At 62.4% G+C, this 24,849-nt stretch carries 29 protein-coding genes and 1 tRNA gene; 12 read left to right on the plus strand and 18 right to left on the minus strand.

Annotation, left to right across the window (positions count from 1 at the left end):
* Nucleotides 1–12 precede the first annotated feature (12 nt).
* On the plus strand, nucleotides 13–444 hold the full coding sequence (locus NKI49_RS03010) for a hypothetical protein (protein WP_352598408.1): 432 nt from the start codon (nucleotides 13–15) through the stop codon (nucleotides 442–444).
* Between the two features lie 81 nt (nucleotides 445–525).
* Here the strand turns inward: NKI49_RS03010 and NKI49_RS03015 are convergent, their stop codons facing one another.
* The 4 genes from NKI49_RS03015 to NKI49_RS03030 all read right to left on the minus strand — a co-directional run bounded on the left by NKI49_RS03015 (nucleotide 526) and on the right by NKI49_RS03030 (nucleotide 1,788).
* A complete protein-coding gene (locus NKI49_RS03015) occupies nucleotides 526–687 on the minus strand; it encodes a hypothetical protein (protein WP_081689675.1) in 162 nt (53 codons plus the stop codon).
* A gap of 88 nt (nucleotides 688–775) precedes the next feature.
* Nucleotides 776–1,246, minus strand: a complete 471-nt coding sequence (locus NKI49_RS03020) for a YbhB/YbcL family Raf kinase inhibitor-like protein (protein WP_352598407.1) — start codon at nucleotides 1,244–1,246, stop codon at nucleotides 776–778.
* Between the two features lie 63 nt (nucleotides 1,247–1,309).
* On the minus strand, nucleotides 1,310–1,552 hold the full coding sequence (locus NKI49_RS03025) for a hypothetical protein (protein ID WP_352598406.1): 243 nt from the start codon (nucleotides 1,550–1,552) through the stop codon (nucleotides 1,310–1,312).
* A gap of 29 nt (nucleotides 1,553–1,581) precedes the next feature.
* Nucleotides 1,582–1,788: a hypothetical protein gene (locus NKI49_RS03030; protein ID WP_352598405.1), complete on the minus strand. Its 207-nt coding sequence runs from the start codon at nucleotides 1,786–1,788 to the stop codon at nucleotides 1,582–1,584.
* 204 nt (nucleotides 1,789–1,992) lie between these two features.
* Here NKI49_RS03030 and NKI49_RS03035 point away from each other — a divergent pair, with 204 nt between their 5' ends.
* The 5 genes from NKI49_RS03035 to NKI49_RS03055 all read left to right on the plus strand — a co-directional run bounded on the left by NKI49_RS03035 (nucleotide 1,993) and on the right by NKI49_RS03055 (nucleotide 5,421).
* Entirely contained in the window at nucleotides 1,993–2,925 is a 933-nt protein-coding gene (locus tag NKI49_RS03035; protein WP_352598404.1) for a complex I NDUFA9 subunit family protein, read from the plus strand.
* A 658-nt stretch (nucleotides 2,926–3,583) separates the two neighbouring features.
* Nucleotides 3,584–3,949 (plus strand): PRC-barrel domain-containing protein, encoded by a 366-nt coding sequence (locus NKI49_RS03040; RefSeq protein ID WP_027027956.1) that lies wholly within the window; start codon nucleotides 3,584–3,586, stop codon nucleotides 3,947–3,949.
* 100 nt (nucleotides 3,950–4,049) lie between these two features.
* A complete protein-coding gene (locus NKI49_RS03045) occupies nucleotides 4,050–4,313 on the plus strand; it encodes a hypothetical protein (RefSeq protein ID WP_352598403.1) in 264 nt (87 codons plus the stop codon).
* A gap of 111 nt (nucleotides 4,314–4,424) precedes the next feature.
* The gene (locus NKI49_RS03050) at nucleotides 4,425–4,886 is read left to right on the plus strand and encodes a hypothetical protein (protein ID WP_352598402.1); all 462 of its coding nucleotides are present in this window, start codon (nucleotides 4,425–4,427) and stop codon (nucleotides 4,884–4,886) included.
* Nucleotides 4,887–5,034: 148 nt separating this feature from the next.
* Nucleotides 5,035–5,421, plus strand: a complete 387-nt coding sequence (locus tag NKI49_RS03055) for a c-type cytochrome (protein WP_352598401.1) — start codon at nucleotides 5,035–5,037, stop codon at nucleotides 5,419–5,421.
* Nucleotides 5,422–5,479: 58 nt separating this feature from the next.
* Here NKI49_RS03055 and NKI49_RS03060 read toward each other — a convergent pair whose 3' ends face one another.
* From NKI49_RS03060 to NKI49_RS03090, 7 genes are all read right to left on the minus strand, one after another.
* Nucleotides 5,480–6,694, minus strand: coding sequence for a c-type cytochrome (locus tag NKI49_RS03060; protein ID WP_352598400.1), 1,215 nt, complete (start codon nucleotides 6,692–6,694; stop codon nucleotides 5,480–5,482).
* A 224-nt stretch (nucleotides 6,695–6,918) separates the two neighbouring features.
* Complete coding sequence (locus tag NKI49_RS03065) at nucleotides 6,919–7,260, minus strand: hypothetical protein (protein ID WP_352598399.1); 342 nt, start codon at nucleotides 7,258–7,260, stop codon at nucleotides 6,919–6,921.
* A 1-nt stretch (nucleotide 7,261) separates the two neighbouring features.
* Nucleotides 7,262–7,864 carry a cytochrome c oxidase subunit 3 gene (locus NKI49_RS03070; RefSeq protein WP_352598398.1) on the minus strand — a complete coding sequence of 201 codons (603 nt, stop codon included), beginning with the start codon at nucleotides 7,862–7,864 and terminating at the stop codon, nucleotides 7,262–7,264.
* A complete protein-coding gene (ctaD, locus tag NKI49_RS03075) occupies nucleotides 7,861–9,804 on the minus strand; it encodes a cytochrome c oxidase subunit I (RefSeq protein WP_352598397.1) in 1,944 nt (647 codons plus the stop codon). The genes NKI49_RS03070 and ctaD overlap by 4 nt, the downstream gene beginning before the upstream one ends.
* Nucleotides 9,801–10,787, minus strand: coding sequence for a cytochrome c oxidase subunit II (gene coxB / locus NKI49_RS03080; protein WP_352598396.1), 987 nt, complete (start codon nucleotides 10,785–10,787; stop codon nucleotides 9,801–9,803). Before coxB ends, ctaD begins: the two co-directional genes overlap by 4 nt.
* Before the next feature lie 287 nt (nucleotides 10,788–11,074).
* Complete coding sequence (locus NKI49_RS03085; protein WP_352598395.1) at nucleotides 11,075–11,542, minus strand: YbhB/YbcL family Raf kinase inhibitor-like protein; 468 nt, start codon at nucleotides 11,540–11,542, stop codon at nucleotides 11,075–11,077.
* An 86-nt stretch (nucleotides 11,543–11,628) separates the two neighbouring features.
* Nucleotides 11,629–11,952, minus strand: a complete 324-nt coding sequence (locus tag NKI49_RS03090; RefSeq protein WP_352598394.1) for a hypothetical protein — start codon at nucleotides 11,950–11,952, stop codon at nucleotides 11,629–11,631.
* 223 nt (nucleotides 11,953–12,175) lie between these two features.
* Between NKI49_RS03090 and NKI49_RS03095 the strand changes: the two genes are divergently transcribed.
* Nucleotides 12,176–12,484, plus strand: coding sequence for a hypothetical protein (locus NKI49_RS03095; RefSeq protein ID WP_352598393.1), 309 nt, complete (start codon nucleotides 12,176–12,178; stop codon nucleotides 12,482–12,484).
* Nucleotides 12,485–12,521: 37 nt separating this feature from the next.
* Here NKI49_RS03095 and NKI49_RS03100 read toward each other — a convergent pair whose 3' ends face one another.
* Nucleotides 12,522–13,400 (minus strand): cytochrome c oxidase assembly protein, encoded by an 879-nt coding sequence (locus NKI49_RS03100; RefSeq protein WP_352598392.1) that lies wholly within the window; start codon nucleotides 13,398–13,400, stop codon nucleotides 12,522–12,524.
* A gap of 244 nt (nucleotides 13,401–13,644) precedes the next feature.
* Between NKI49_RS03100 and NKI49_RS03105 the strand changes: the two genes are divergently transcribed.
* Nucleotides 13,645–13,989 (plus strand): hypothetical protein, encoded by a 345-nt coding sequence (locus tag NKI49_RS03105; RefSeq protein ID WP_352598391.1) that lies wholly within the window; start codon nucleotides 13,645–13,647, stop codon nucleotides 13,987–13,989.
* A 73-nt stretch (nucleotides 13,990–14,062) separates the two neighbouring features.
* Here the strand turns inward: NKI49_RS03105 and NKI49_RS03110 are convergent, their stop codons facing one another.
* Nucleotides 14,063–14,503 carry a DUF2267 domain-containing protein gene (locus NKI49_RS03110; RefSeq protein ID WP_352598390.1) on the minus strand — a complete coding sequence of 147 codons (441 nt, stop codon included), beginning with the start codon at nucleotides 14,501–14,503 and terminating at the stop codon, nucleotides 14,063–14,065.
* A 345-nt stretch (nucleotides 14,504–14,848) separates the two neighbouring features.
* On the opposite strand from NKI49_RS03110, the gene NKI49_RS03115 reads away from it, so the two are divergent.
* A complete protein-coding gene (locus NKI49_RS03115) occupies nucleotides 14,849–15,508 on the plus strand; it encodes a hypothetical protein (protein ID WP_352598389.1) in 660 nt (219 codons plus the stop codon).
* A gap of 133 nt (nucleotides 15,509–15,641) precedes the next feature.
* Here NKI49_RS03115 and NKI49_RS03120 read toward each other — a convergent pair whose 3' ends face one another.
* Nucleotides 15,642–17,399: a thiamine pyrophosphate-dependent enzyme gene (locus tag NKI49_RS03120; protein ID WP_352598388.1), complete on the minus strand. Its 1,758-nt coding sequence runs from the start codon at nucleotides 17,397–17,399 to the stop codon at nucleotides 15,642–15,644.
* A 103-nt stretch (nucleotides 17,400–17,502) separates the two neighbouring features.
* Complete coding sequence (locus NKI49_RS03125; protein ID WP_352598387.1) at nucleotides 17,503–18,501, minus strand: ATP-dependent DNA ligase; 999 nt, start codon at nucleotides 18,499–18,501, stop codon at nucleotides 17,503–17,505.
* A 248-nt stretch (nucleotides 18,502–18,749) separates the two neighbouring features.
* Here NKI49_RS03125 and NKI49_RS03130 point away from each other — a divergent pair, with 248 nt between their 5' ends.
* Nucleotides 18,750–19,070, plus strand: coding sequence for a hypothetical protein (locus NKI49_RS03130; protein ID WP_352598386.1), 321 nt, complete (start codon nucleotides 18,750–18,752; stop codon nucleotides 19,068–19,070).
* A 272-nt stretch (nucleotides 19,071–19,342) separates the two neighbouring features.
* On the opposite strand, the gene NKI49_RS03135 is transcribed toward NKI49_RS03130, so the two are convergent.
* A tRNA-Gln gene (locus tag NKI49_RS03135) sits at nucleotides 19,343–19,416 on the minus strand.
* Between the two features lie 174 nt (nucleotides 19,417–19,590).
* The gene (locus NKI49_RS03140) at nucleotides 19,591–20,523 is read right to left on the minus strand and encodes a lysylphosphatidylglycerol synthase domain-containing protein (protein ID WP_352598385.1); all 933 of its coding nucleotides are present in this window, start codon (nucleotides 20,521–20,523) and stop codon (nucleotides 19,591–19,593) included.
* A 365-nt stretch (nucleotides 20,524–20,888) separates the two neighbouring features.
* On the opposite strand from NKI49_RS03140, the gene NKI49_RS03145 reads away from it, so the two are divergent.
* Both NKI49_RS03145 and NKI49_RS03150 read left to right on the plus strand, forming a co-directional pair.
* A complete protein-coding gene (locus NKI49_RS03145; RefSeq protein ID WP_352598384.1) occupies nucleotides 20,889–22,253 on the plus strand; it encodes a Ppx/GppA phosphatase family protein in 1,365 nt (454 codons plus the stop codon).
* A gap of 171 nt (nucleotides 22,254–22,424) precedes the next feature.
* The gene (locus NKI49_RS03150; protein WP_352598383.1) at nucleotides 22,425–23,216 is read left to right on the plus strand and encodes an RlmE family RNA methyltransferase; all 792 of its coding nucleotides are present in this window, start codon (nucleotides 22,425–22,427) and stop codon (nucleotides 23,214–23,216) included.
* 41 nt (nucleotides 23,217–23,257) lie between these two features.
* Here NKI49_RS03150 and NKI49_RS03155 read toward each other — a convergent pair whose 3' ends face one another.
* Entirely contained in the window at nucleotides 23,258–24,679 is a 1,422-nt protein-coding gene (locus tag NKI49_RS03155; RefSeq protein WP_352598382.1) for an MFS transporter, read from the minus strand.
* Between the last annotated feature and the right edge of the window lie 170 nt (nucleotides 24,680–24,849).

Raw genomic sequence — 24,849 nt, forward strand, 5'->3', positions numbered from 1 at the left:
CAGGAGCTGACCATGAAACATCAAACACTCGATCAACTGCATGCCGTCGCCAGCATTGAACCCTCGGCGCCAGCTGCGGAAATGACACGAAGCCAGCGTATCGAGCGTTGGGCTGAACTTCTCGAACAGAATCCGGAGCGATGCCTCGGAGCGTTCGCAGGTACAGAGCATTTGCATCCTGAGTCACGTGCCATGGTGCGTGGCGAAGGATCTGCAATTGCTGTCGCCTTCGAAGATCCGGTTCTGCGCGCCTCGGGTTTGAAGAACGACACATATGGTGAGGCAAAGCGCTTCTTCGAATTGAGCGACTGGCAACTGCACGACATCGTCTGCGATTGCCATGTCGGCGCTACGATGAGAGCAAGGTGGGCTGCCACGCGGGTTCGCGCCACCATAGGCGGGAACAAGTTCTTTGCATGGCTAAGGCAAAGGATAATGTCCTGACCTAACTGGGGATCGTCGCGTGCTTGCCACGATACGATCCCCTCTATTTGCAAACCCAAGAGGATTGCAAACCCAAGAGGATCAACCCTTGTCCTGGCGGTAGAGCCGGTCGGTCGCGCGCTCGCTTTCCCTGCGCTCTGCGGGGCCACGGCGTCGTCGCGTTACAAGAACATAGGCCAGCAATACGAGCAGCAACAACGGTCCGCCGGCGACGACAACCAACCACATGATGCTTTCAAACATGGGACATCTCCTTTCCCACACAACCGGCAAGGAGAAGAACCGTTCCGCTCATGCGTGGCGCGATCGGGACTAGCCGACCCCATTCAAATTATTGGCCGCGTTCGTAAGTCCCGACGAGTTCCGCCTGCTCAAGCAGATGCTTTTGCGCTTCCTGCCAGATGCGCTCGACGCCGGTACTCGCAGGGATGGCGAGGTTCGGCGTGTCGAGCGCGGCCAGCCGGAAATGGTAGTGATGCACACCGTGCCCGACCGGCGGTTCAGGGCCGTCATAGTACGCGTTGCCGAAATCGTTCCTGGCCTGCCGGAGGGCCTCGGGGCCCGGTTTGCCGCTTTCCGCCTCGGGTAATTCCTGAACCTCGGGAGACATGTTGAACACCGCCCAATGTCCGAACGTTCCGCTCGGCGCGTCGGGATCCTGGACGACAAGAACGAGGCTCTTGGTATCGTCCGGCACACCGGACCACTTCAGCGGCGGCGATACGTTCTTGCCGTCGCGAGTGTATCTTTCGGGAATCCTTCCGCCATCCGCAAAGGCGGAACTGCTAAGCGTGAGGGGCATGGTTCACTCCTTCGGGGACCAATCGGATCGCGCCACCGCCGCGCCGGCAAGCGTGCCGGTCGCTCAGCGATCCGTCCGGTGCTTGTTGTGGGAACTCTCCTGGTTTTCTCCCCGGATGATGTTCCGGTCATCACGGTCGGCGATGTCCCTTACGTCCGATCTGAGGTTGTCCTGCCTGGATGCAGCGCGTTCGGCCTCGGTCTTTCGCAGGTCCTTGTCAGCATCGAAGTCCTTGTCGGCATTCTTCGTATTCTCGCGCTTTTCGATTATGCGAAGGTTTTGCTCATGGGTTTTGTTTCCGGCCATTGACGCCATCCTTCCCGTGCGATGGCACGTTATTTGTTGGTTCGCATCTTCTGTCTCGGATCGATTCCGCCGGCTGCCGTCGTATCGTTTTCGACGTCACCTTCAGTCGTGTTTTCGCCTTCGAGTTCGAGATCTTCGCCTTCCTTGATCGTTCCTTTCGAGCTTCCGATTCCCGGATTGTTGGCCAGGTCGGCATCGCTCGGTTCTTTCCATTTTGGATGTTTGGTTCCAGGCATGAGACAACTCCCTCGAAAAGGACTTCCGTTTCAAAAACCGCAAGCTGGATGAAATGTTCCGACGCTTTTCTCTTGCGACTGGTCGGCGGCTCGACGATGGCGATCGTCGATCGCCGCAACAAGTAGAGCGCCCGCGGCGTTATTCTTCCAAACGGCCAAGCGCGCGCAAGCCTTGCGGCGAGCGGTCTGAAAGGGACCGGATCAATGGATCGAAACGACTCCAATGCGGAACGGATCGTAGCCGTTTTTGGCGGAACGGGGTTTCTCGGCCGCCGGATCGTGCAACGGCTCCTTGAGAAAGCGTTCCGGGTTCGAGCGGTGTCGCGTCATCCGCACCGGACGACGGCAAAGTCGGCCGCAAATTCGTCGACGGCGGCCGAACCTGTCAGGGCAGACATGCTGGATCCCTCCTCCATCGCATCGGCCGTGGCCAGATCGTACGCGGTGGTCAATGCGGTCAGTCTCTATGTCGAACACGGCGACGTGACGTTCGAGCGCATGCATGTCGAGGCAGCGGCAGACCTCGCTCGCGCCGCACGCGAGGCCGGAGCGGAAGGATTTGTCCAGGTTTCAGGAATCGGATCCGATCCCGGATCGCATTCGGATTACATAGGGGCACGAGGACGAGGCGAGGATGCCGTACGACATGCTTTCCCCGGCGCGATCATCGTCCGCTCCGCGGTCATGACCGGAGCGGACGATGCCTTGCTCACCACGCTTGTGAAGCTCCTTCGGCTCATGCCGATCTATCCGCTGTTCGGGGCCGGAGAAACTCGGCTTCAGCCGGTCTATGTCGAGGATGTCGCGGAAGCGGTGAGCCGGCTGGTCGGCAGCAAACACGACCGCACGACGTTCGAGTTGGGCGGCCCGCGTGTCTTGAGCTACAAGCAGCTGGTCCAGGAAGTCGCCGCAAGCCTGGACACGCGTCCGATGCTGGTGCCGGTGCCGTTTGGGTTATGGAGCTGTCTTGCGGCCGTGGCTGAGTTCGTGCCTGGCGCCCCGATCACCCGCAATCAGGTCGATCTCATGCGCTTAGACAACATCGTGGCGGCGGAAATGCCTGGGCTGGAGGAACTCGCAATTGAGCCGCGCGACATCAAGGAGATCATCGGCATGATCAAACGTGCGGGCGGGTGAGCGAACCCGCTGGCTCAGGCCTCGCGCGCCCTCGGGCCGGGAAACGACGGCTCGACGGGAATTTCCGGCGGCGTGCCCGGTGGAATTTCCGGTGGGGCTCTTCCCGGCTCGGGAATGGGATCGGGTGAAGGCGGCGGGACGCCAGGCGGTTCGCTGGGCGGCGTTTCCGGCGGGGCAGGGGGCCGGGATGGCTCCGGGTTGGGATTGTCCGGCACAGGCACGGGATTGTTCGGATCGGGGTGGGTCACGGGCTCTTCTCTCTTCCCAGATTCGAGCTCACCTATCTCCTTGAAACAGCCACGGTGCCGTTCCGTTCCGAACGCCTGCTGAATCTCGCCGACATGGCAGTTCGCGACAACACGCAAGCCGACGACATCGGGGATGAAAACGGCACACCGCCGAACGGCAGAAGTTCGTGAAACCGCAAACGCCAAATCAGTGGCAAGGGCACGGGGCCATCGTCCCGGCGATACGGCGAAGCGGGTTCCGCACCGCCCCAAGTCACTCGGTCTGGAGCGGCGGAATCTCGCAAAGTCGATCACGGTCTCGCACCGAAAAAGTCTGCATCTTTGAACGGGTATCGGCTGCTTTTTTTGGAACATCGCCTCCGGCTGCTCGTTTGAGAGATACCCAATTTCGGACATAGGAGACCATGGATATGACAACCCCAAGCGGACATACCGACGCCATCCGCGCTTCGCGTGTGATCGGCACGACCGTCTACAATACGGCCGGTGAAGACATCGGAACGATCGACGACGTGATGCTCGAAAAGACCGCGAATGGCATCATGTTCGCCGTCATCTCCTTCGGCGGTTTCCTGGGCATCGGTGAAAAATACCACGCCGTGCCGTGGTCGCTTCTGGATTACGATCCAGATCGAGGCGGGTACGTCGTGCCTTTCAGCACTGAACAGCTCAAGGCAGCCCCAGCCTATTCGATCGATGAACTTACGGTCGACGATGGCAGGCCGGCGCGCGAAGCTTCGTATGGCTACTGGCACGTCCAACCCTACTGGCAGTGACCTGAGCCTTCGCCGTTCGGCGCGCGCCGGGGTGCTGGCAAGGCGCCAACCCCGGCAGGGCGAAGGCAGGTTTCAGGCGCCGATGCGCAGGAGAACTCCGATGGCACCACGCAGGAAACCAGTCGATACATCCGAAGGACCGGCATTCGAAAAGCAGGATTGGGATGCGATTAGAGGCGGCAAGATATTGCCGGATGGCGTGCCGCAAGACGGAGACAGCCGTTACGACACGATGAAAAGCGGTGAATTGCCCGAGGAAGAAGACGACAACGCATACCAGGAAAGCGATGAGGCGCTGCCCGAGGACGAGGAGGAGCGCATGATTTCGCACAACCCCTCGAAGCAGGACATAGACGAGCCGTAAAATTCTCTCGGCCGACCGGCAGAAGGCTCCGCGCGTGGAAGCGCGGAGCCTTTGCGGCTTTCACCCGCGTAAGTAGAATGGCTACATCACCCAAACATTCCGGACCCGTCGATGAATCTCCAGGATTTCGGCGCACCGCTTCCCGAGCTCATCAGCAGGATCCAGCTGAAAAGCATCACGAACACCTCAAATCGTGCTTTGTTCAGCGGAACCTCCCCAAATAAGGTTCGTTTTTGTTGTGGCGTTCACGAACCGATGGAGGTTTACATGATTACGAAAATTCTTTCGGCATCCCTGATCACCATCGCCCTGGCTACGTCGGCGATGGCGCAGTCGAACGGTTCCAACACGAACGGTACAAGCACGGGAACCACGGCCGGCACCGCTGGCGCCAATGGTACGATGGGCACCGGCACGACACCGTCGACAACGCCGGTCGATCCAAACGCGACGAGTTCGACAATGAAGTCGAACGGCATGAATGACCGCTGCAAGGATGCCGCCGGTAACGATGTCGACAACAACACTCCCACGGGCATGACGACGCCGAATATGCAGAACTGCAACAAATAGGCGGCTGCCCCAAAGCGCTGTCGGAGGCTGGCCCCTCGTCGGGCCTCCACACGCCGGCAGCGCCATTGCGACGGCAATTCAAGGCAGGCGCAGATCGATGGGTGGACGGACTGCTCCCACCAAGCAAACGCCATCGGCGCCGCTATGGGTGGAAGGCACGTCGATAGCGGTCGTCCTCATTCTGGCGGCTTACGGCATGGAAGCGATCCGGAGTGACAGCTTGCGCGAGACCAGCATCGGGCAGGCGGTCGGCGGAGATGCAGGGCGGGCCATTCCAGCGATGATCCGCAATGGCTGCGGCGGATGCCATGAAATTCCGGGCGTCGCTGGGGCTCATGGCACGGTCGGTCCCTCTCTGCGAGGTGTTGCTCAGAGAAAGTATGTGGCAGGTATCGCCTTGCGAACATCTCCAGACGCGATGATCCGCTGGATCAGCAGGGCGCGGGACGTCGATCCGAAGACCGCCATGCCCAACACCAATCTGTCTCCGCAAGAGGCGCGTGATATCACCGCCTATCTCTATGCCCGAACGTGAGATGGCCCGGGCGGATTTTTGTGCTTCGTTTCGACGCAACTCCGGACGGCAAACCGTTTCATACTTTTCCTGGGATTGCTCCACGGCCAAGGCGCCTTGCCAACAGAAGCAGCAGACCCAACACGAATCCAGCGCCGCCCGCCACCAGTGCCTTGGCCACCAGAAGCATGACCGTCTGCGCTGTTGTCGAGCCTGCCCGCATCTGGCGCACGTCGGCCGCCGTGACGCTGACTTCAGGATTGCCGAAGCGCGCAGTCACATAATTGGCAAGGTTCGCCACCTGGCCGTCGTCCAGCCAGCCGCCGAAGGCCGCCATCGATTTCCGACCCGCGACGTCGCCGGCCTTCACGCCGGTAAGGATCGTCATGACGGCGTTCTCGGCAGCGGCCGCGCCGAGCGTGGTGTTGCGGGTCAGCGACGGATAGGAACCATCCGGCGATCCGCCTCCATCCATGCCATGGCACCCTGAGCAGAGCGACCGGTAGAGATCGTCGCTTGCCGAAGTCCCACTGCCCGGCACCTTGTCCTTCATTCCGGCATCGATGATGACCGCAGCCGGATTGCTCCACGAAAAGCGTGGCTGCTTCTCGTCTCCCGACTGCGCAGGCACATCCTTGAGATAGGCGACCATGGCATGAATATCGTCATCGGAAAGATGTTGCAGGCTGTTCATGATTGTTTCCGCCATCGGACCGCCCGCATAGGCTTTTCCAGGCGTGGCGCCGGTCTTGAGAAACCGAAACAGCTCATCATCGCTCCAGCCGCCTATGCCTGCCGTCTTGTCACTGGTGATGTTGAAGGCCTGCCAGATGCCGGCGGTGCCGCCGGCAAGCCTGCGATCCTCATCCATGCCGAATGTCATGTTCCTCGGCGTGTGGCAGGCACCGCAATGGCCAAGCACCTCGACCAGATAGGCGCCCCTGTTCCACGCCTCGGTTTGATTTCGATCCGGCACGAAGCTGCCGGTGTGGAAGTTCGCGAGTTTCCACAGACCGAGCGCCCAGCGCTGGTCGAATGGAAAGGGCAGGATGTTCTGCGGCCGCGGCTGGGAGATCGGCGCCTGCGCCAGCAGATAGGCCCGGATCGCCAGCACGTCCTCGCGGCTCATCCTGGCGAAGCTGTCATACGGCATGGCCGGATAAAGATCGGCCCCGTCGCGCCTGACCCCTTCCTGGACCGCCCGTACGAACTCATCGGCGGAATAGCGCCCGATGCCGGTATCGAGGTCCGGTGTGATGTTGGTGGAATAGACGTCGCCGAACGGTGTCGGCACGCGATATCCTCCGGCGAACGGGCGGCTTGGATTGGACGTGTGGCAGCCCACGCAATCGGCCGCCCGCGCGAGATATTCGCCTTTCTGGATGTCATCCGCCCGTAACTGCGTGCAAAGGGCCAACAATGCCAAAAAGGCCCGAAAGAGGATGGGCAGAGCCGGAACGCTTGCGATGGGCAAAGACGAGCGCCGCTGATGGCGGATGACCAAGCTCTTTTGCTTGGTCACAATTCGCACCCGTTGAAAATCAGCCCAGCCGCCATTTGCGCCAGCAGGATCAGCGCAAACAGCGCTCCGATGCCGGTCGAGGCCTCGGCCAGAAACGCGCGTGTGCGCGCTCCGAGGGGCGGGGCTGTGCCGTGCCTCCGGTCACGACCGGCGCGCCACGACAACAGGGCGCCCGCCATCGCGGCGGCGGCGCCCGCCAGGGAGAACAAGGCGGTGAGGGGAAAGCCGGCATGACATTGCCAATAGGCTATCGAATAACCGAGCTGCTGCGATATCGCCCATGCGGTTGGTCCGGCGGCAAGGCCTGCCCATGAAACACCAGTGCGGATCGCCTGCATCTCACATCCTCGGGAACCAATAGATGACGAGATAGAGCACGACCCAGGAGACGACCACGAAGTCCCAGTAGAAGGCGTTGTCCGACACGTCGCTGAAGCGGCGTCCGGCCTTGCCCTGTTGCGTGAACATCAGAACGGCGAGCACGATCGTATCCCCGACATCGGTGAGAAGATGTGACGTATGCAGCCCGAGCAGGAACCAGACGATCGATCCGTAGGCGTTCTGGTCCCAGGTGATGCGAAGCGCGGGAAATTCCCAGACGCGCACGATCAGGGGGAGAATTCCGGCGATTGACATGACGACGATGCCGATGCGAACCTTGGCAAGGTCCTGCCGCCGCGCCCAAAGTTCGACCAGGTGATTGGGTATCAGGCTGGCAAGCAGAATGATCAATATTGCCGTGCCCGGCAGCAGGTCGGGCGCGGGCGCTCCGATCGGCCAATGCGTGGCCAGCACGGCCAGGTAGAAATAGGTGCCTATCCCCAAGGCAAAACCGGTCGCTTCAAGCGCGATGAAAGCGAGGGTTCCCCACCACATCGGGCTCGCCGCTCCGAAATCATATGTGGGCAGGTGGCTGACGTCGGCAACCGGACGCTGTTTCATTCCTCGTCCTCCGGTTCGCCTTTCGGCCAGAACCAACAGATGAAGCCGATCGAAACCGGTATCGCACCCCAGACTACCGCCCATGGCGTGTATATCGAGCCCAGAAACGCGCCGCCCACCGCAAGGGCCGACAGCAGCGGCCAGATCGAATTGTCGGCCGAGGGCACGCGCAGTTGTGGCACGGCGTCGGCGACCGTGCTGCCGAGCACCTCGCGCGCATCGACGCGCAGGCCTTCGACGACCGGGAGTATGTCGGGTTCGGCCCAGAGCGGCTCGCGGTGGGCTACCACTGGCAGGCGCGAGAAATCGTAGGAAGGCGGCGGCGACGTCGTCGCCCATTCTAGTGTGCTCGCTCCCCAGGGATTGTCTCCCGCGATGCGGCCGTTGCGTAGGCTGAGCAGGATGTTCAGGAAGAAAAGTGCAAAGCCGATGAACACCACCAGGGACGAGATGCTGATGAACAGGTTGATCTCGCCCCAGCCGCTCGCCGGCGGATAAGTGTAGACGCGGCGCGGCATGCCCTGCAGGCCGAGAATGTGCATCGGGAAGAAAGTAAAATTGAAACCGACGAAGACAAGCCAGAAGTTCCAGCGGCCGAGCCTCTCGGACAGCATGCGGCCGGTGATCTTGGGAAACCAGTAGTACACAGCGCCGAGCAGCGGGAAGACGGCGCCGCCGATCAGCACATAATGGAAATGCGCGACGACGAAATAGGTGTCGTGCACCTGCAGGTCGAGTGGCACCGAGGCGACCATGACCCCGGTCAGGCCGCCGATCACGAAGGTGAAGATGAAGCCGAGCACGAAAAGCAACGGCGTGGCAAAGATCGGGCGGCCGCCCCAGATCGTCGCGATCCAGCAGAAGATCTGGATGCCGCTCGGAATGGCGATCATCATCGAGGAGGCGGTGAAGAAACTTTCGCCGAGCTGCGGCAGGCCCGTGGCGAACATGTGGTGTACCCACAGTCCAAAGGAAAGGAAGCCGATGGCAATCAGCGACAGCACGATCCCGAGATAGCCGAAGACCGGACGGCGCACGAAGGTCGGCAGGATCGCGGAGACGAAGCCGACCGCGGGAATGAAGATGATGTAGACCTCGGGATGGCCGAAGAACCAGAACAGGTGCTGCCACAGCAGCGCGTCGCCCCCGGCCGCGGGATCGAAGAACTTGGTGCCGACCAGCCGGTCGAGGATCAGCATCGTGCTCGACACCATCACGGCGGGCATGGCGAACAATATGACGAAAGCCGTGACCAGGATCGACCAGACATAGATCGGGATGCGGTCGAGCGTCATGCCCGGAGCGCGCTGCTTGAATACCGTGGCAATGATCTCGACAGCGACCGCGAGTGCGGACACCTCCGTGTAGGTCACCATCTGTGCCCAGAAATCCGGGCGCTTGCCGATGCCGTATTCGGGCCCGGTGAGCGGCACATAGGAGAACCAGCCGGCATCCGCACCGGTATCGAAAGCGAATGCGATCCAGATCATCAGGCCGCCAGAGAGATAGACCCAGTAGCTGAAGGCGTTGAGCCGCGGAAAGGCGACGTTGCGAGTGCCGATCATCAGCGGCACCAGATAGATGGCGAACGCCTCCATCACCGGCACGGCGAACAGAAACATCATCGTCGTGCCATGCATGGTGAAGAGCTGGTTGTAAAAATCGGGGCCGATATGGCCGGCCTCGGGCGTGGCAAGCTGGAACCGCATGGCGAGCGCCGACAGACCCGCGAGAACGAGGAACAGGAAAGCCGTCACGATATAGCGCCGGCCGATCAGCTTATGGTCGACCGTCACCAACCAGCCATACAGGCCCTTCGGCGTCTGCCAGGCATGCGCTAGATAGGCGCGCCGCCGCGCCGCCTCGAGCCCGGTGTCGCGTACGCCTTTAACGCCCTCATCCTGTTCTTGCCCGGCTGCCGTGCCCGTGGTGCCGCTCATTCAAGGCTTCCAAGGTAGGTGGCGACAGCGTTGAGATCGTCGGCGCTAAGGTCGATGCGCGGCATCTTGGCGCCAGGTTTGGTCGATTGCGGATCTGCGATCCAGGCGGCAAGGGCGCCTGGCGTCATGGCCAGCGTATCCGCGGCCAGCGCGCGTCGGCTGGCTAGATGCGTAAGGTCAGGTCCAATGGTTCCGCTGGCCGCCGTGCCCCTTACGGCGTGACAGAGCGCGCAGCCGGTGGAAAGAAATGCTTGCTGGCCGCGACGTTCTTCGTCGCCGGCGGGTGCTACCGCCACGGCGTCTTGCCTCGATCGCCATGCGTCGAACGCCTTCCGGCTTTCCGCGACGACAGTGATGGCCATATGGGCATGCTGGTAGCCGCAGAACTCCGCGCACTGGCCGCGATAGGTACCGGGCTTGTCGGCAACGAGGGTGAGTTCGCTCGGGCGGCCCGGAATGAGGTCCCTCTTGCCGGCGAGGCTTGGCACCCAGAAGCTGTGAATGACATCGGTCGAATCGAGCTCCACCTTTACGGGCTCGCCGACGGGAAGATGGATTTCGTTCGCCGTGACGATCGTCCGCGACGGATCATCGTTGGGATAGCGTATCTCCCACCACCATTGGTGCCCCGTGATGCGGACGGTGAGCGTCTCCTTTCCGCTCAGTGAGGCAATGGATTTGCCGGCGAAGAAGCTTGTTATGGTTAGGGCGGCGAGAACCAGCACGGTCGACGCAACGGCGCTTCCGACCGCGCGGCCAAACCGGCGCTCCTGATGGTTGTCGGTGCGTAACGGCGGGGGCGCTGCCCGCACCCGGCGGTGATGGAAGAGCGCCATTGTCAGGGCCAGCATGACGAGCAGCCAAGTAATCGCTGCAACCGCGCCAAAGGACCAGATGAGATCGAGAATCGCACGGGCATTCGCACCATGTGCGTGGAGCGCGGATTGCCAGTCGCTGCATCCCGTCAAGACCGGTGTCGACACCAATGTCGATGCGGGGCCGGCCCATTTCAGGACGCCTGGAAGACGGTTGCCGGAGGCGGTTCGGGCTGAACGTGCAAAGGCGGGTGCAATCGATGATCGCCGCCATTGCCGGAGGCGGATGAACGGGCCCGTGCGCCTTGCCATGTAAATCCCCCATGGATGCCAAGGCGATAACGCGGATCGCTGTAAAAGGATGCTTGGCAACAACCGTCGCGGACCAAAACGGATGTGGTATGGGCTTGGAAGACGCTGAAGCCGTGTCCATCAACCGGCTGGAGCCTGGGCCCTCAGGTTCGCTCGAAGGTCCCGACGAGTTCGGCCTCGCCAAGGACGTGCGGCTTTGCCTTCTTGAGAATGTCGTCGATGGAGGCTTTCTCGTCGAGATGCAGTGTCTCGACGTCGAGCGCGAGAAGCCGGAAATGATAGTGATGAAGGCCGTGCCCGCGCGGCGGCTGAGGACCGTCATAGTGAGGATTGCCGAAATCGTTGACGCCGTGTCCGAGGCTCTCGGTCTTGGCGCCTGAGGTCGTCCCTTCGGGAAGGGAGTTTCGTTGTGCATCGATGTCGTAGACCGCCCAGTGGCGAAACATACCCGAGGGGGCGTCCGGATCCTCGACCACCAGGGCAAAGCTCTTGGTCCCTTGCGGCGGATCCGTCCATTCCAATGGTGGCGATACATTCTCGCCGTCGCGCGCGTATCGCGGCAGCATTCTCTGGTTATCGGCGAAGGCGGGGCTTGTGAGAGCAAAGGCCATAATTCCCGAACTCCATGCTGTGTGACGATCACGACCGGCTGTTTTGTGCCGGACAATGAGCGGACGCTTGCGTTACTACGCGTCCTTCAGGAAGAAGCTTTAACCCCGAGCTTGCCGGCCTTGTCGTCGAAGTCTTCCCGAATATCTTCGATCGTCGGCAGATGCAGGCGCCGCAGTTGAGCATGCAGTTTCTTGGCGGGCTCGGAACTGAGATCGCGCTTGAAATTGATGGCGACCTCCTGGGCCGAGCTGTAACCTCGGTAGCGTTCGATCTCGGCCCTCGTGGCTTGCTGCACGTGCTCCAGGGCCTTGCGGTCGGCCTCGGATTTGCCGTCCGCTTTCGCCCGCATAACCGGATCGAAGGCCTTGCGGATTACAAATTCGGTCAGTTCTTGCTGGGCTTGAGCCATGGTCGTCCACTCCCTCGAACAGCGCTGTCCGAGCCCTAACCGTGACCGAAATCGAAGGTTCCGTTCGCGATCGGCTTTTCGCCACCATGGGATGCCGGACGCGGTGCCGGATCGATGCTTGCGCCGCGAGCGCAACCAATGGCGGACATGCCCGTTCCTCCAGGCAAAAGGCGCGGAACGCGCATCGGACGGTTCCACGCCATGAAGCCTAGGAACCTAGCCCATGAGCAACACAGACAAAACGGCCAGCGGAAATCGAAGCGTCCCAGGCAAGGACGATCGCATCCAGGGCGAAACGCGTAAAAGGGGCAGGGGAGAAACACAGCAAGACCAGGCTGCGGACGGCAACCATCCGGAAGAGGATCCGGCGGAAGGCTCCCGCGAAACGGTGGAGCATGAACTGGACAGGCAGGACCGGTCGGGGCGCAGCGCCTCGCAATCCGCCGGCGAGGCCCAGGTGGAACGCGCCCGTGAAGAGCTGCGCAAGCAGGTCAGCGAACAGACACAATTGCCGGGACGAGGCTCGGCCTGACGGTGCTGTAGATCGCCCTGTGGCCGACTGTTTCGATTCAGATGGCGCGCAGGTCATGCCGGGCCTGCCGGCGTCCGCTTGCCCGGATCCAGAGAGCCGCCATCAGCAGCGCGGCCCCGCCATAGATCAGGCCGGCTGGAATCCACGTCACCAGGCCTGCGACCTGCTGATCCTCGAGCGGGCTGAGATTCCATAAACTCGAGCCGACGGCATTTTGCGGATACCAAAGCCTTGGCGAAACCACGAGCAGCGCCCCGAGCAGGCCGGTGTGCAGCGAAATGAGGAAAAGATGCATGACCGCGCTGCCGCAGGCCTGCTCGCGGCCGGGACGAGGCAGCAGCACCCACCAGAACAACAGCCCGGTGCCGAGGAAGCTGGCATGCTGGGCATAGTGGAAGAAACCTTGCTGGAGTGCAGCCTCGAACAGCGCCGGGATATGCCACGCCCAGATCGCCGCTCCGTGCAGGATGGTTGCCGCCACGGGACGGCTCATGACGGTCCAGATCGCCCGAACGACGCCTGCATGCGCGGTCGCGCCGAGTGCCTGGCGCATTCGCGCCGGCAGCGCCCATATCATCGCCGCCGCCGGGCATGACGCCACCAGCAGAGGCGCCGCGACCGCCATCAGCAATTCGTGCTCGATCATATGGGCGGCAAACACGCGTTCGCCCAGAGCGTGGATGGGGCTGACCAGCGCGACCGCCAAGGCGAACCAGCCGGCGCCAAACAGCAAGGCTTGCCGGGATCGCAACCGACGTCCGCGCCCGCTCCGCCGCCGGAGCCGGAAAGCGCCGGCGATGTAGAGCCACATGACCGCGGCGAGCGGCAGTGTGATGGGCAATGCCAGCGTCCAGCCGGCTTGCGGGGCGCCGTTGCCGTAGCAGATTGAGGTCGAGAAGAGCGCGTCGAAGCTCATCGGGCGAACCCACTGGGAAACGGCTCCGAAAAAGTCCGGCTTCGATCGGCCACGTGCGGCGTACCCATTGAACATGCCTCAACGCGCGAAAGCCGCGGAAGTGGCAGCAAGCAACAGCAAAATCCAATGTTTGACGTGGTCCAGCCGTCGGGATCTCCCGCTGTCAAAATCCGCATGCACCCGCCGGCAGTCGGAACCCGCGCAGCGCGGAAAAGTTTACCCCTCATGCAATCGGAGAGATGCCATGACCGAGAACGAGACCCGTTACGAAACCGGCGCAACCAAGTATCCGCCCAAGACCGGCGCGGACGCCGCGGATGAATTCTCCCAGGCGGCGGCCGGCAACAGGAAGCCGCCCGGTGGGATGGGGCTGACGCGGCGGCTGGGGGAGGTGGAAGACAAGACCCGCCAGTCGGAAGGACAAAACCCGCCTAGAAAAGCAATGCCAAGACGAGCAATACCAAGCCAGGCTACCCCGAGCGCGGCAACCGAAAAGACGTCCGGCGCCGGCCCAGCGGTTGCCGAGCGCTCCAAGGACGCCAGAGCACCCAAGGGTGGCCGACAGCCGGGCGCCTACGTCAAGAAGTAACCGTGACGGGCTTTGCGAACGAACGTGGGCCTCTCCTTCAACCCAGGGACGGCGCTATTGGTTCGCCGTGGTGTCACTTGACGCCGACGCTTTCAGGCCAGAGCGCCTGGATTTCCTTCGGCAATGCATCCCGCACCTTTGCCGACTGCCCGAGGTCGATGTGCCGCGCAAGCACTCGGAACACCGAGCGCGCCGCATCCTCGGGATCAACGGGACGGATGGACTTCAGTTCCTCGTGAATGTGCTGCGAGAATTCTTCCAGCGAGCGCGTCTTGTCGGGCTCAGCCGCTGGCCGGTAGCGATCGTAATAGGCGCCGCGGACAAGGAGCGGCAGCTCCGCTCCCAGCTTGGCGGCGAGCCCGACCTGCAGCCTGTCTCTCAACGTGCGCAGAACGGCGCCCAATATGTGCCACGCGATGCGCCTGTCCGGACCAAGGTCGGCCATGATCTCGTCGAGCCAGATATTCGTGGTCTGCAGCGTCTTGTCGAAAACATCCATACCGGTCGCGCTCATCGTGGCCTCCTCACCAACTCATAGCTGGTGGCGAAACGATGCTCGGGGGCAATTGTTTCGTCATCCGTGGATAAAAAATTGCCCGAATCGGGATCGCTTTCGGATCCGCTTTCCGGCCGCAATCATAGAACGGCCGTCGATCGGGCCGGAACCCTGGCCAACGGCATTCGTTCCTGGGTCGACGACTGCTCGTTCGTCAGTTGGCACCGGCGCCAGGCCGGGATCGACAGCCGAAGGTCAGCCTGCGCTCCCTGCAATCCAGCGACCGTCGATAGGCTCTTTGCGATGCCCGATACACAGGAAATCAAAACAAACGAAAGCGAGCGCCGGCAGCAGCTCCTGCAGATGATGACCACGGAACATTTCGTGCTGGAAACCGCCAGGGCGGCCACCATCCAGGAGGCGAACCAGCGCGCCAATCTGTTCCTGACTTCCGTGTCGAGCGCGACGATCGCGCTCGCTTTCGTGGCTCAGGTGACGAGGATGGGGCTTCCTTTCGTGCTGTTCAGCCTGATCCTGTTGCCTTGCCTCTACTTCATTGGACTGGTGACCTTCGTCAGGGCCGTTCAGGTGGCCATTGAGGATATGGTCCATGCCCATGGCATGGCGCGCATCCGGCACTACTATACGGAGCTTGCGCCTTCGATGGCGCGATATCTGGTTCACTCCACCCACGACGACCATCTGGCTCTGCTGGCCGATGTCGGCCTCAAGCCCAGGCCCTGGCAGGCCTTTGCCAGCACGGCGGGCATGGTGAATGTCGTCAACGGTGCAATCGCCGGCGTCTTTGTCGGCGTGATGCTCAAGGCGGTTATTGGTGCGACTGTCGGCCTCGCCCTGATCGCCGGCGTTCTGGCCTTTGCGGTGAGCATTTGGTGCCTGTGGCAATTCCACACGCGAAGCTGGGCCGGCGCGGAGCACAAATTGAAGGTGCTGTTCCCGAGTGCCGAAGACCGTGGCGCGGCCTTGCAGCGCCCTTCCGAGGAAGCTCAACGGTCTGGGTGATTCCCGCGATGTCTGTCGGGCGTCAGTTCACCTCGAGACATCGAGTATCTCCTGTGCGAAGGCCTGCGGCGCGGCGGCAGCGGCATGCGCCGAAGCCATTCATCGACGCGGCGACGCAGCCGGTCGGCGCCGGTTACTCAGCATCCATCATCGATTTCGCCGGTTCGCGAGCGATATTTTTCTCGATGCGTTCGTGCCCAGGCGTATCCGGCAAGGCCTCGCGGAAATTCTTGGCGTAGTCGGGCGGCATCCTTGGCGGCATCATCGGTTCGTAGGCATCGACCAGCGCTTCGATCACTACGGGCCCTTCAGTGGCGAAAGCTTCGTCGAGAACCGTCTCGATCTGGTCGACCCGGTCGATGTGCAAGCCCTTTGCGCCCATCGCTTCCGCCGCCTTGGCGAAGTCGATCGGCTGCAGCTCGCAACCGAATTGCGGATTGCCCAGAAACATCATCTGTTCCCAGGCGATCTGGTTGAGCATGTTGTTTTTGATGACCAGCAACTTCAGTGGAATCTTGTAGCGCACCGCCGTCGAGAATTCGCCGAGCTGCATGGCAAAGCCGCCATCGCCGACGATGGCGGCGATCGGTCGACCGGGAAATGCGATGCCGGCTGCGATTGCGTAGGCGAGGCCGCAGGCCATGGATGCCAGGGATCCTGACACTCCGAACGCCTGGCCGCCGCGAAGATCGACATGGCGGGCGGCAAGCTCGGTGTTCTGGCCGGAGTCGGTGGCCAACACCGTGTCGTCGGCCAATCTTTGTCCGAATGCACGGGCAATCAATTGCGGCTTCAGCGGATGCGCTCGCGCGTCTTCCGACTGCCTCATCATCTCACGCCACCGTCCCATGGTCTCCTGGGAGCGTCGCAGGAATTCATTGGAAGGCTTCTGTGTCAGCCGCCGGTTGAGGGCGCGTAAGGTTTCGGCCGCGTCGCCGACAAGGCCTGCCTCGACTGGAAAGCGCAGCCCGATCCGTTGCGCATCGCAGTCGATCTGAACCCCGCGTGCCTGTCCGGGTTTCGGGTAGTATTCGATGTAGGGAAAGGTGGAACCGACGATCAGAACCGCATCGCAGCTTTCCATCGCCTCTTGCGAAGCCAGGGTTCCGAGGATGCCGATGCCTCCGGTCGTGTGGGGATGGTCATCCGGCAGCACGGCCTTGCCGAGCAACGCCTTTGCGACAGGCGCCTGCAACAGGCGTGCCGTGTGTTCGAGTTCGGCAGCCGCGCCGAGCGCGCCGCGTCCAGCCAGGATCGTTACCCGCGAAGCCTCGTTGAGAATGGCGGCGGCTTTATCCAGTTCGACGTCCAGCGGCATGCTATGGCCGGCAAACATGTCCTGCGGCGTGTGGGCAGGGCGATTGCGCTTGGAGCGCCTCGAGGGCTCGTCCTCCTGCTCCTGGACATCGCTGGCGATCGAAAGGTGGGCCACGCCCTTGCGCGCCAGTGCGGTGCGGCACGCGAGGCTGGCGACGTTTTCCATATGCGCCGCATCCGAAACATGGGCGTTGTAGACGGAAACGTCGTTGAAAACGCGCGTCAGGTCGACGTCCTGTTGCGTGAACGTCTCGATCAGGTCGTGGAACTGCATGCCGGTGACCGCCAGCACCGGCGCCTGGTCGAGCTTGGCGTCGTAGAGGCCGGTCAGGAGATGCGTGCCGCCGGGGCCGGACGTCGCCAGGCACACGCCGAGCTTCCCCGTCCATTTCGCGTAGGCGCATGCCATGAATGCGGCGGACTCCTCATGCCGGACCTGCACGAACGAGATTTTATCGGACCGGGTGCGCAGCGCCTCCATCACGCCGTTTATGCCGTCCCCCGGCAAGCCGAACACCACCTCGACGTTCCAGGCGATGAGAGTGTCGACCAGAATTTCTGCTGCATTTGGCATGTCGGGAAACCTCCGGTGGATGGTGTCCGAACCGGCAAATCCTGAGTTGGTTCCCTTTGCGCGGAAAATCGTGACATGCCTTCGAAGGGCCAACGATAACGGCCTATTCGATCTGTTCGAACGTGCATTGCCGTGGCGCCTTGTCGGGCCGCCAGCGCAGCAGCTTGGTGCCATGGCGAAACCGCTTGCCGGTGACATGATCGAAGCGGACCTCGACCACCAGTTCGGGTTTCAGCGGTTCCCATTCTCCACTGCGTTCGGTGCTCCAGCGGCTTGGTCCGCCCGGCGCCTTGCCGGTGAACCCGGGCTCCGCCCGCAGGCCCTCCAGCCGTCGCGTGAGCGCTGCCCTGTCGGCGTTGGCGATGGTCGAGGTGAACCCGACATGATCGAGCTTGCCGCCATCATCGTAGAGGCCGAGGAGCAACGAGCCGACTTCGCGGCTGCCGGCGAGATAGCGGAAGCCACCGACGACGCAATCGGCTGAACGCAACCGCTTTACCTTGATCATCGCCCGCTCGCCGGGCAGGTAGTGGCCATCGAGCAACTTGGCGACGATACCGTCGGTCGACCCGTGGCCGGCGCCGCTCAGCCATCGCGCTGCCGTGGCAGCATCGTGTGTGCACTGCGACAGGCGAAGATCCGGGCTGTTCGAGGAAGTCACGAAGGCCTCGATCGCCCGCCGCCTTTCGACAAGCGGTTTGCCGGTGATGATCTCGCCGCCCGGTCTGGCGAGCATGTCGAAGAGCACCAATCCGGCAGGCGTCTGCGAACTCAGTTTGCGAATCCTGCTCTGCGCCGGATGCAGGCGCATCTGCAGCGCCTCGAAGGAAAACTCGCCGCCAACCTCGATCACGATCTCGCCGTCGATAACGAAGCGTTTGGCCTGAAGACTTCCCAGAACGGCTACGATTTCCGGAAAATATCGGCCGAGCGGCTTGCCGGATTTGGCACGCAGGTCGACCGCGTCGCCATTCTTGAAGGCCAGGCACCGAAATCCATCCCATTTAGGCTCGTATTGCCAAGAGCCGTCGTCCTCGGGGATCGCGTCGGCAATCCTGGCCTCCATCGGAGGGGTGTCGAGCGGCAGTGGAAAGGTGCTCATCGGCTCATGTCTTGGTCGATCTTTCGATGCCGATTGCCAGGTTTGCGATGCATCGGCTCTGGCGTTCAACTTTCGGGGCTGGCTGCGTGTTCCATTGCAGCTTCACCAATGTCGAACAGAGAAAAGCGCCGCCGAAAGCAGGCCATTCCCTACTGAAACGCAAGAACTGACAAACGCCACCTAAGCCTTTTGGAGCAATACTATTTTTCCCAATGAAAGACTAGGATAGCTAAAAGGGGAGTGCTGAGATGGCAACTGAAAGCACAGGGAACAACAAGCTGGTCTCGGAGGCCAAAGCGCGCCGTGACTTTCTGAAAAGGGCCGGCCGCTTCGCGGCCGTGACACCGCCGGCCATGACACTTCTGCTCGGCACGAGTTTGAACTCTGGGGCAATAGCCAAATCAGGCGGATCGCATCCCGGCAAAGGATCGGGCGACAACAACCACGTTCCCGTCGGCCCCCCCGTTAAAAGTGTCACGTTCAGGCGAAGTCAGTTCCACAGCCACGGCGGATCGGACAACGCCGGCGGCGGAGCCCACGGCGGCTCAAGGTCCGGCGACCCCAATTAATCGACGCTATGGCGCTTGAGATCCGCGCGGTCGACGTCGCCAGCGCTGACCTGGCTACCCGCAGATTCCTCGAAATGCTTCGACAATGGGACGCGGTGCATTCGCCACGGCGCGGCGATCTTGAGATCATTATAACGCACGTTCTTGAAAAGCGCCGAGTCAGGGCTTTTTAGATTGGCGGCTACTGCTTTTTCTGCCCGCCAGATGATTCAGAAGGGCACGCCTGCAAAGGCGTAATATGTCCAAGCGTTTGATCTTAATGGGAAAAAAGATGGCTGGGGAACCTGGATTCGAACCAGGACTAACGGAGTCAGAGTCCGTGGGTCTACCGTTAACCTATTCCCCAGCAGGCGCGGCCATGAACCGCGCGAGCCGAGCGGGCAAGCCGCTGTGAGCGCTGCCTTGTAGCCGCCAGCGGAAAATAGTCAAGCCTGCTCGGCGGTTCATTCGCAACGTTTTGTCGGCCGGTTCGGATGATGCGTTTCGAGCGCCGCGCGGGCCTGACGTCCAATCCTGCGTTTCAGCTCTGGTTGCGACCGAACTGCGAGCGTTCGAAGAACAGCACGATGCCCAGCCCGAGAATCAGCGGAATGATGAGATAAAACAGCCGGAACACCAGCAGCGCAGCCAGCACGCCGACCGGATCCATGTCCGAAAGCCCGGCCAGGAACACCACCTCGAACACGCCGAGCCCGCCAGGCGCATGCGAGATCTGCGCAATCGAGAAGGAGACGAGGAAGACGCCGAGAATGACGAAATAGCCGGGGTTGTGCGTTTCGGGCAGGGCGAAGAAGATGATCGCGGTGGCTGCCAGAAGTTCGATAGGGCCGATCAGCAACTGCCTGGCGACGATCGGCAGCGCCGGATAGTGCAACTGGAAACTTCCGATTTTCAGCGGGCGCAGATGCAACCAGCTGCCGAATATATAGGCAGCGACCAGGACCAGCATCGCGATGCCCGCGGCTTCCGACAGGCCATGATGGGCGATGCCGGAAAACCGGTCGAGAATCTCGGGCTCGAAGACCAGTACGAGGCCGGAGGCGAGGACCGTCGACAGCACGAAGGTGATCCAGCAGATGGCCACCAGCACACCGACATCCTGGCCGGTCAGGCCCCTGGTGCCGTAGGCGCGGTAGCGGATGACGGCGCCGGAGAAGACCGAGCCGCCGATATTGTGTGACAGCGCATAGGTGGTGAAGGAGCACAGGGTGACGAACAGCCACGAGACTTTCTTGCCGATGTGCATGAGCGCGATGTGGTCGTAACCGGCGAGCGATGCATAGGCGACGACCGAACTCAGCGCCGCCAGGATCCAGCCGCGGGTCGGAATGGCGGCGAGGCCGTCCCAGACATCGTCGAGCGAAATGCCGCGCAGTTCGTGCCAGAGCAGCAGCAGCGAGAATATCACCGCCGCGATGCCGACCACCGGCCAGAAATAGCGTCTCCAGTTCATCGCCAGATTGCCATGCGTTTGCGGCCCGTTCCTTTTCTGTCGGTGGCGGGAGACATCGGCGATTCCGATTTGGCGATTCCGATTTCTTCCCTGCATTTCAGAAATGCCTCATTGAAGCCGGCTATTCAACCGCGAAGGCTTTTACGCCGGCGGCTGGCGGAATCAGGAAGGTATTCCGCTACCGATCCCCGCTTGCCGAAACGTTACGCCGAATGGCCAGAGACGTCGCTTGCACGCCCAGCCGGCAAAATTCGGCACACGGCTCTTGGTGATCTGGCGCAGCACTGTTAGTCTGGCGGCAACTTAAAACACTGAAGCGCCTGCTGCGTCCGTCATCGGTTCGCGCGGCGCCGGAAGGAACGATAGTGGAAGACCGCGACACCGGCGCCCGGGCGCCGGAGGTGGGCGCGTCCAGCGCTTCCCCAGGGCCGTCAGGCTCGGGGACCGCCAGTTGGCAGCAACGCCGTCCGTCGGAGCTTCGCTCCGTGAACGGGGAGGCGGGCGACGCGACCCGTAACCAGAAGAGCAAGCCGAAGAAGCGGCGCAAGCGACGGCGCGGGCGCAAGGTTTTCGCGCGCGACGAAACGCGTCCGCAGGACAACAGATCGCCTACGCCAGGCAAAGCCGCCGACCCGGCGGTTGAGGCGAACCGGCCGCCGGATTCGGTCGTCTCGCTTCTCGTTCCAGCGCCGCGACCGGAGCAGGGCACCCGTCGGCCGCCGGCACGCGAATTGCCTGTCTTTGCGGCTCTGGACCTCGGCACCAACAATTGCCGGCTATTGGTCGCCGTTCCCACGCGCCATGGTCAGTTCCGGGTCATCGATGCCTTCTCGCGCATCGTGCGGCTGGGCGAGGGGCTTACCGCCAATGGGCGGCTCGGCCAGCCGGCGATGGACCGCGCGGTCGAGGCCCTGAAGGTTTGCGGCGACAAATTGCGCGGCCGCAAGATCAGGAAGGCAAGGCTGATCGCCACCGAAGCCTGCCGCTCGGCCGAGAACGGCGTCGAATTCCTGGAGCGCGTCGAGCGCGAGGCCGGTCTCAAGCTTGAAATCATCGATCGCCAGACCGAAGCGCGATTGGCGGTTTCGGGCTGCGGCTCGCTGGTCGAGCGCGACACGCAAGGCGTCGTCCTGTTCGATATCGGCGGCGGCTCGTCCGAGATCGCGCTGATCGATCTCACCGGCCGACGTTCGCCGCGGCTCGCGAACCATATCGTGTCGTGGACTTCGCTGCCGGTCGGCGTCGTTTCGCTGGCCGAGCGTTTCGGCGGCCGCACGGTGACGCGCGAAATCTTCGCCGCCATGGTTGACGATGTCGCCGGCCGGCTGGCCGCCTTCGACGGCCGCGACCGGCTGAGCCATCTCAAGGCCAGCCCGAATTTTCATCTCCTCGGCACTTCGGGTACGGTGACGACGCTGGCGGGCGTTCACCTCGACCTCGAACGCTACGATCGCCGCCGCGTCGACGGGCTGTGGATGGATCGCGACAGCGTCGATCGCATGGTCGAACGATTGGTCGGCTGGGATTTCCAGCAGCGCTGCGCCAATCCTTGCATCGGTGCGGATCGCGCCGATCTCGTACTTGCCGGTTGCGCCATACTGGAAGCGATCCGCGCGGTCTGGCCTTCGGAGCGGCTGCGCGTCGCCGACCGTGGCCTGCGCGAGGGCATATTGAGCGAGCTGATGGCGGATGACGGCGTCTGGCGCAATGATGGGCGTGGCAGAGCCTGATCTCGAAGGGCGCGAGGTCGCAGGCCCTGGCACCCTTCCTCTCCCTCCGGAGGGGGGAGAGGTGGCGCTGCGAAGCAGCGACGGAGTGGGGGAAGCCGTTCACGAAACGCGCAGCATCCGAAAAACCGCCACAACTCGGCAAACGAGAAAACTCAAACAAGAAATCAGACAATGACCAAGAAACCGGAAAAGCCAGGATCAGCCAGCATTCGCGTGCTGAAGACGCGGATCAAGAAGAAGAGCGGCCTGAAGGAATCGTCGCGCCGCTGGCTGCAGCGTCATATCAACGATCCCTACGTCCAGCGTTCAAAGGCTGACGGCTACCGTTCACGCGCGGCCTACAAGCTGATCGAGATCGATGACAAGCACCATTTGCTGAAACCCGGCATGAAGGTGATCGATCTGGGCGCCGCCCCGGGCGGCTGGTGCCAGGTCGCGGCCGCGCGCACCAAATCGACGGCCGAAAAGCCGCATGTCATCGGCATCGACTATCTGGAAATGGACGCCGTACCCGGCGCGCCGGTGCTGCTCATGGATTTCCTCGATCCGCAGGCGCCGCAAAAACTGGCGGAGGCACTGGGCGGCGAACCCGATGTCGTGCTGTCCGACATGGCCGCCCCCACCACAGGCCACAAGCGGACCGATCACATCCGCACCATGCATCTGTGCGAGGTGGCGGCCGATTTCGCGCTGTCCGTCCTGAAACCGGGCGGGCATTTCCTGGCCAAGACTTTTCAGGGCGGCGCCGAGAACGAGCTGCTCTCGATGCTCAAGCGCAACTTCCGTTCGGTCCATCACGTCAAGCCTCCGGCGTCGCGCGATGAATCGGTCGAACTCTATCTGTTGGCCAAGGACTTCAAGGGGCGAGAGTCCGGTCCGCCATCAGGCGGATCGGAACGTCCAGTGGACGTTAAGGACTCGAGCGCCCGGAGCCTTGGCGAAGGGCCGGGGGACGGCGAATAGCGCCTTGCCTTCTCCCACGAGGGGAGAAGGGAAAGGGCGCATCACTCTCCCGGCGATCTGACCGTTTCCAGTGTCTTGGGCGTTGTCAGCCGGCCGTGGCCGGAAACGGCATTGCCGGCATCCGGTGCCAGCCGCACGAACGACAGCGAAGCCGCCGCCGCTACCGCCGCGACGATAAAGAAGGCGAGGTGGAAATCGTCCAGCGTCAGCGGGCCGCCTTGGATCGATGTCGACACTTCCAGGATGCCGCCGGCCAGCGCCACGCCGAGCGCGATCGAAAGCTGCTGGAATACCGCGGCGATCGGCGTCGCCTTGCTGGTGTCGGCGGCCGATACCTCGGCATAGGCAAGCGCATTGACGCCGGTGAAGAACATCGACCTGATGAAGCCACCGGCCAGAAGCATGGCCAACATCAGCAGATAAGGTGTGTCCGGGGTGAACAGGCCGTTGATGGCGATGGAGGCCGCTGCGACCAGCGAGCCGACGACCAGCACGCGGCGGAATCCGGCGACGCGGAAGATCAGCGCGGTGACGAATTTCATGCCGATCGCGCCGATCGCCGAGACGAAGGTGATCATGCCGGACTGGAAGGGCGTCAGCCCGAAGCCGATCTGGAACATCAACGGCAACAGGAACGGTACCGCGCCGATGCCGATGCGGAAAAGCCCGCCGCCCAGCACCGACGAGCGGAATACCTGGTTGCGGAACAGGTCGAGCGCCAGCAGCGGATTTTTGGCGCGGCGCGCGTGCAGCAAATAGAGCCCGCCCGACACCAGCCCGACCGCCACCGTGATGACGCCGGCCATCGGCGGCAGATAGGGCAGGCTGACCACCGACAGGCCGAACACCACGCCGGATGCCGCCAGCCCGCTCAGCACGAAGCCGATGAAATCAAGCGGCGGGTTCTCCATCGGTTCGGTCTGCGGCAGGAAACGCGTCGCCAGCCAGATGCCGATCAGGCCGATCGGAACGTTGATCAGGAAGATCCAGTGCCAGGTGAAATAAGTGGTGATGAAGCCGCCCACGGGCGGCCCGACCAATGGCCCGACCAGCGCCGGTACGGTCAGCCATGACATGGCGGCGACGAGTTCGCTTTTCGGCGTCGCGCGCACCAGCACCAGTCGCCCGACCGGCGTCATCATGGCGCCGCCGATGCCTTGCAGAAAACGCGAAACCACGAAAGCCGGCAGAGAACCGGAGAGAGCACAAGCGATAGAGCCGACGATGAAGACCGCGATCGCGCTGCGAAAGACATTCTTGGCGCCAAAACGGTCGGCCATCCAGCCGCTGATCGGAATGAAGATCGCCAGAGATACCAGATAGGCGGTCAGCGCCAGCTTGAGCGCGATCGGGCTGGTGTGGATGTCGACGGCAATCGCCGGCAGCGATGTGGCGATGACGGTCGAATCCATGTTTTCCATGAAAAGTGCGACCGCCAGGATGAGCGGAATGGTGCGGTTCACAAAACGCGTCCGGACTTGATTCTGTGTGTCGCCGACATTGCAGATCGGGGCAAGCCGGCACGCTGGGCGGTTATCACGGCTCGGCGCCGATGTCGTGTTAAATTGCTTTCACTTTCGTGCGACCGCAACCAGGGGTGGCGCCGCAAGCCGCTCGATGCTGTTGCTTTGCA

Origin of the sequence: Mesorhizobium sp. M0587 (genome assembly GCF_040320945.1) — a bacterium.
GTDB lineage: Bacteria > Pseudomonadota > Alphaproteobacteria > Rhizobiales > Rhizobiaceae > Mesorhizobium.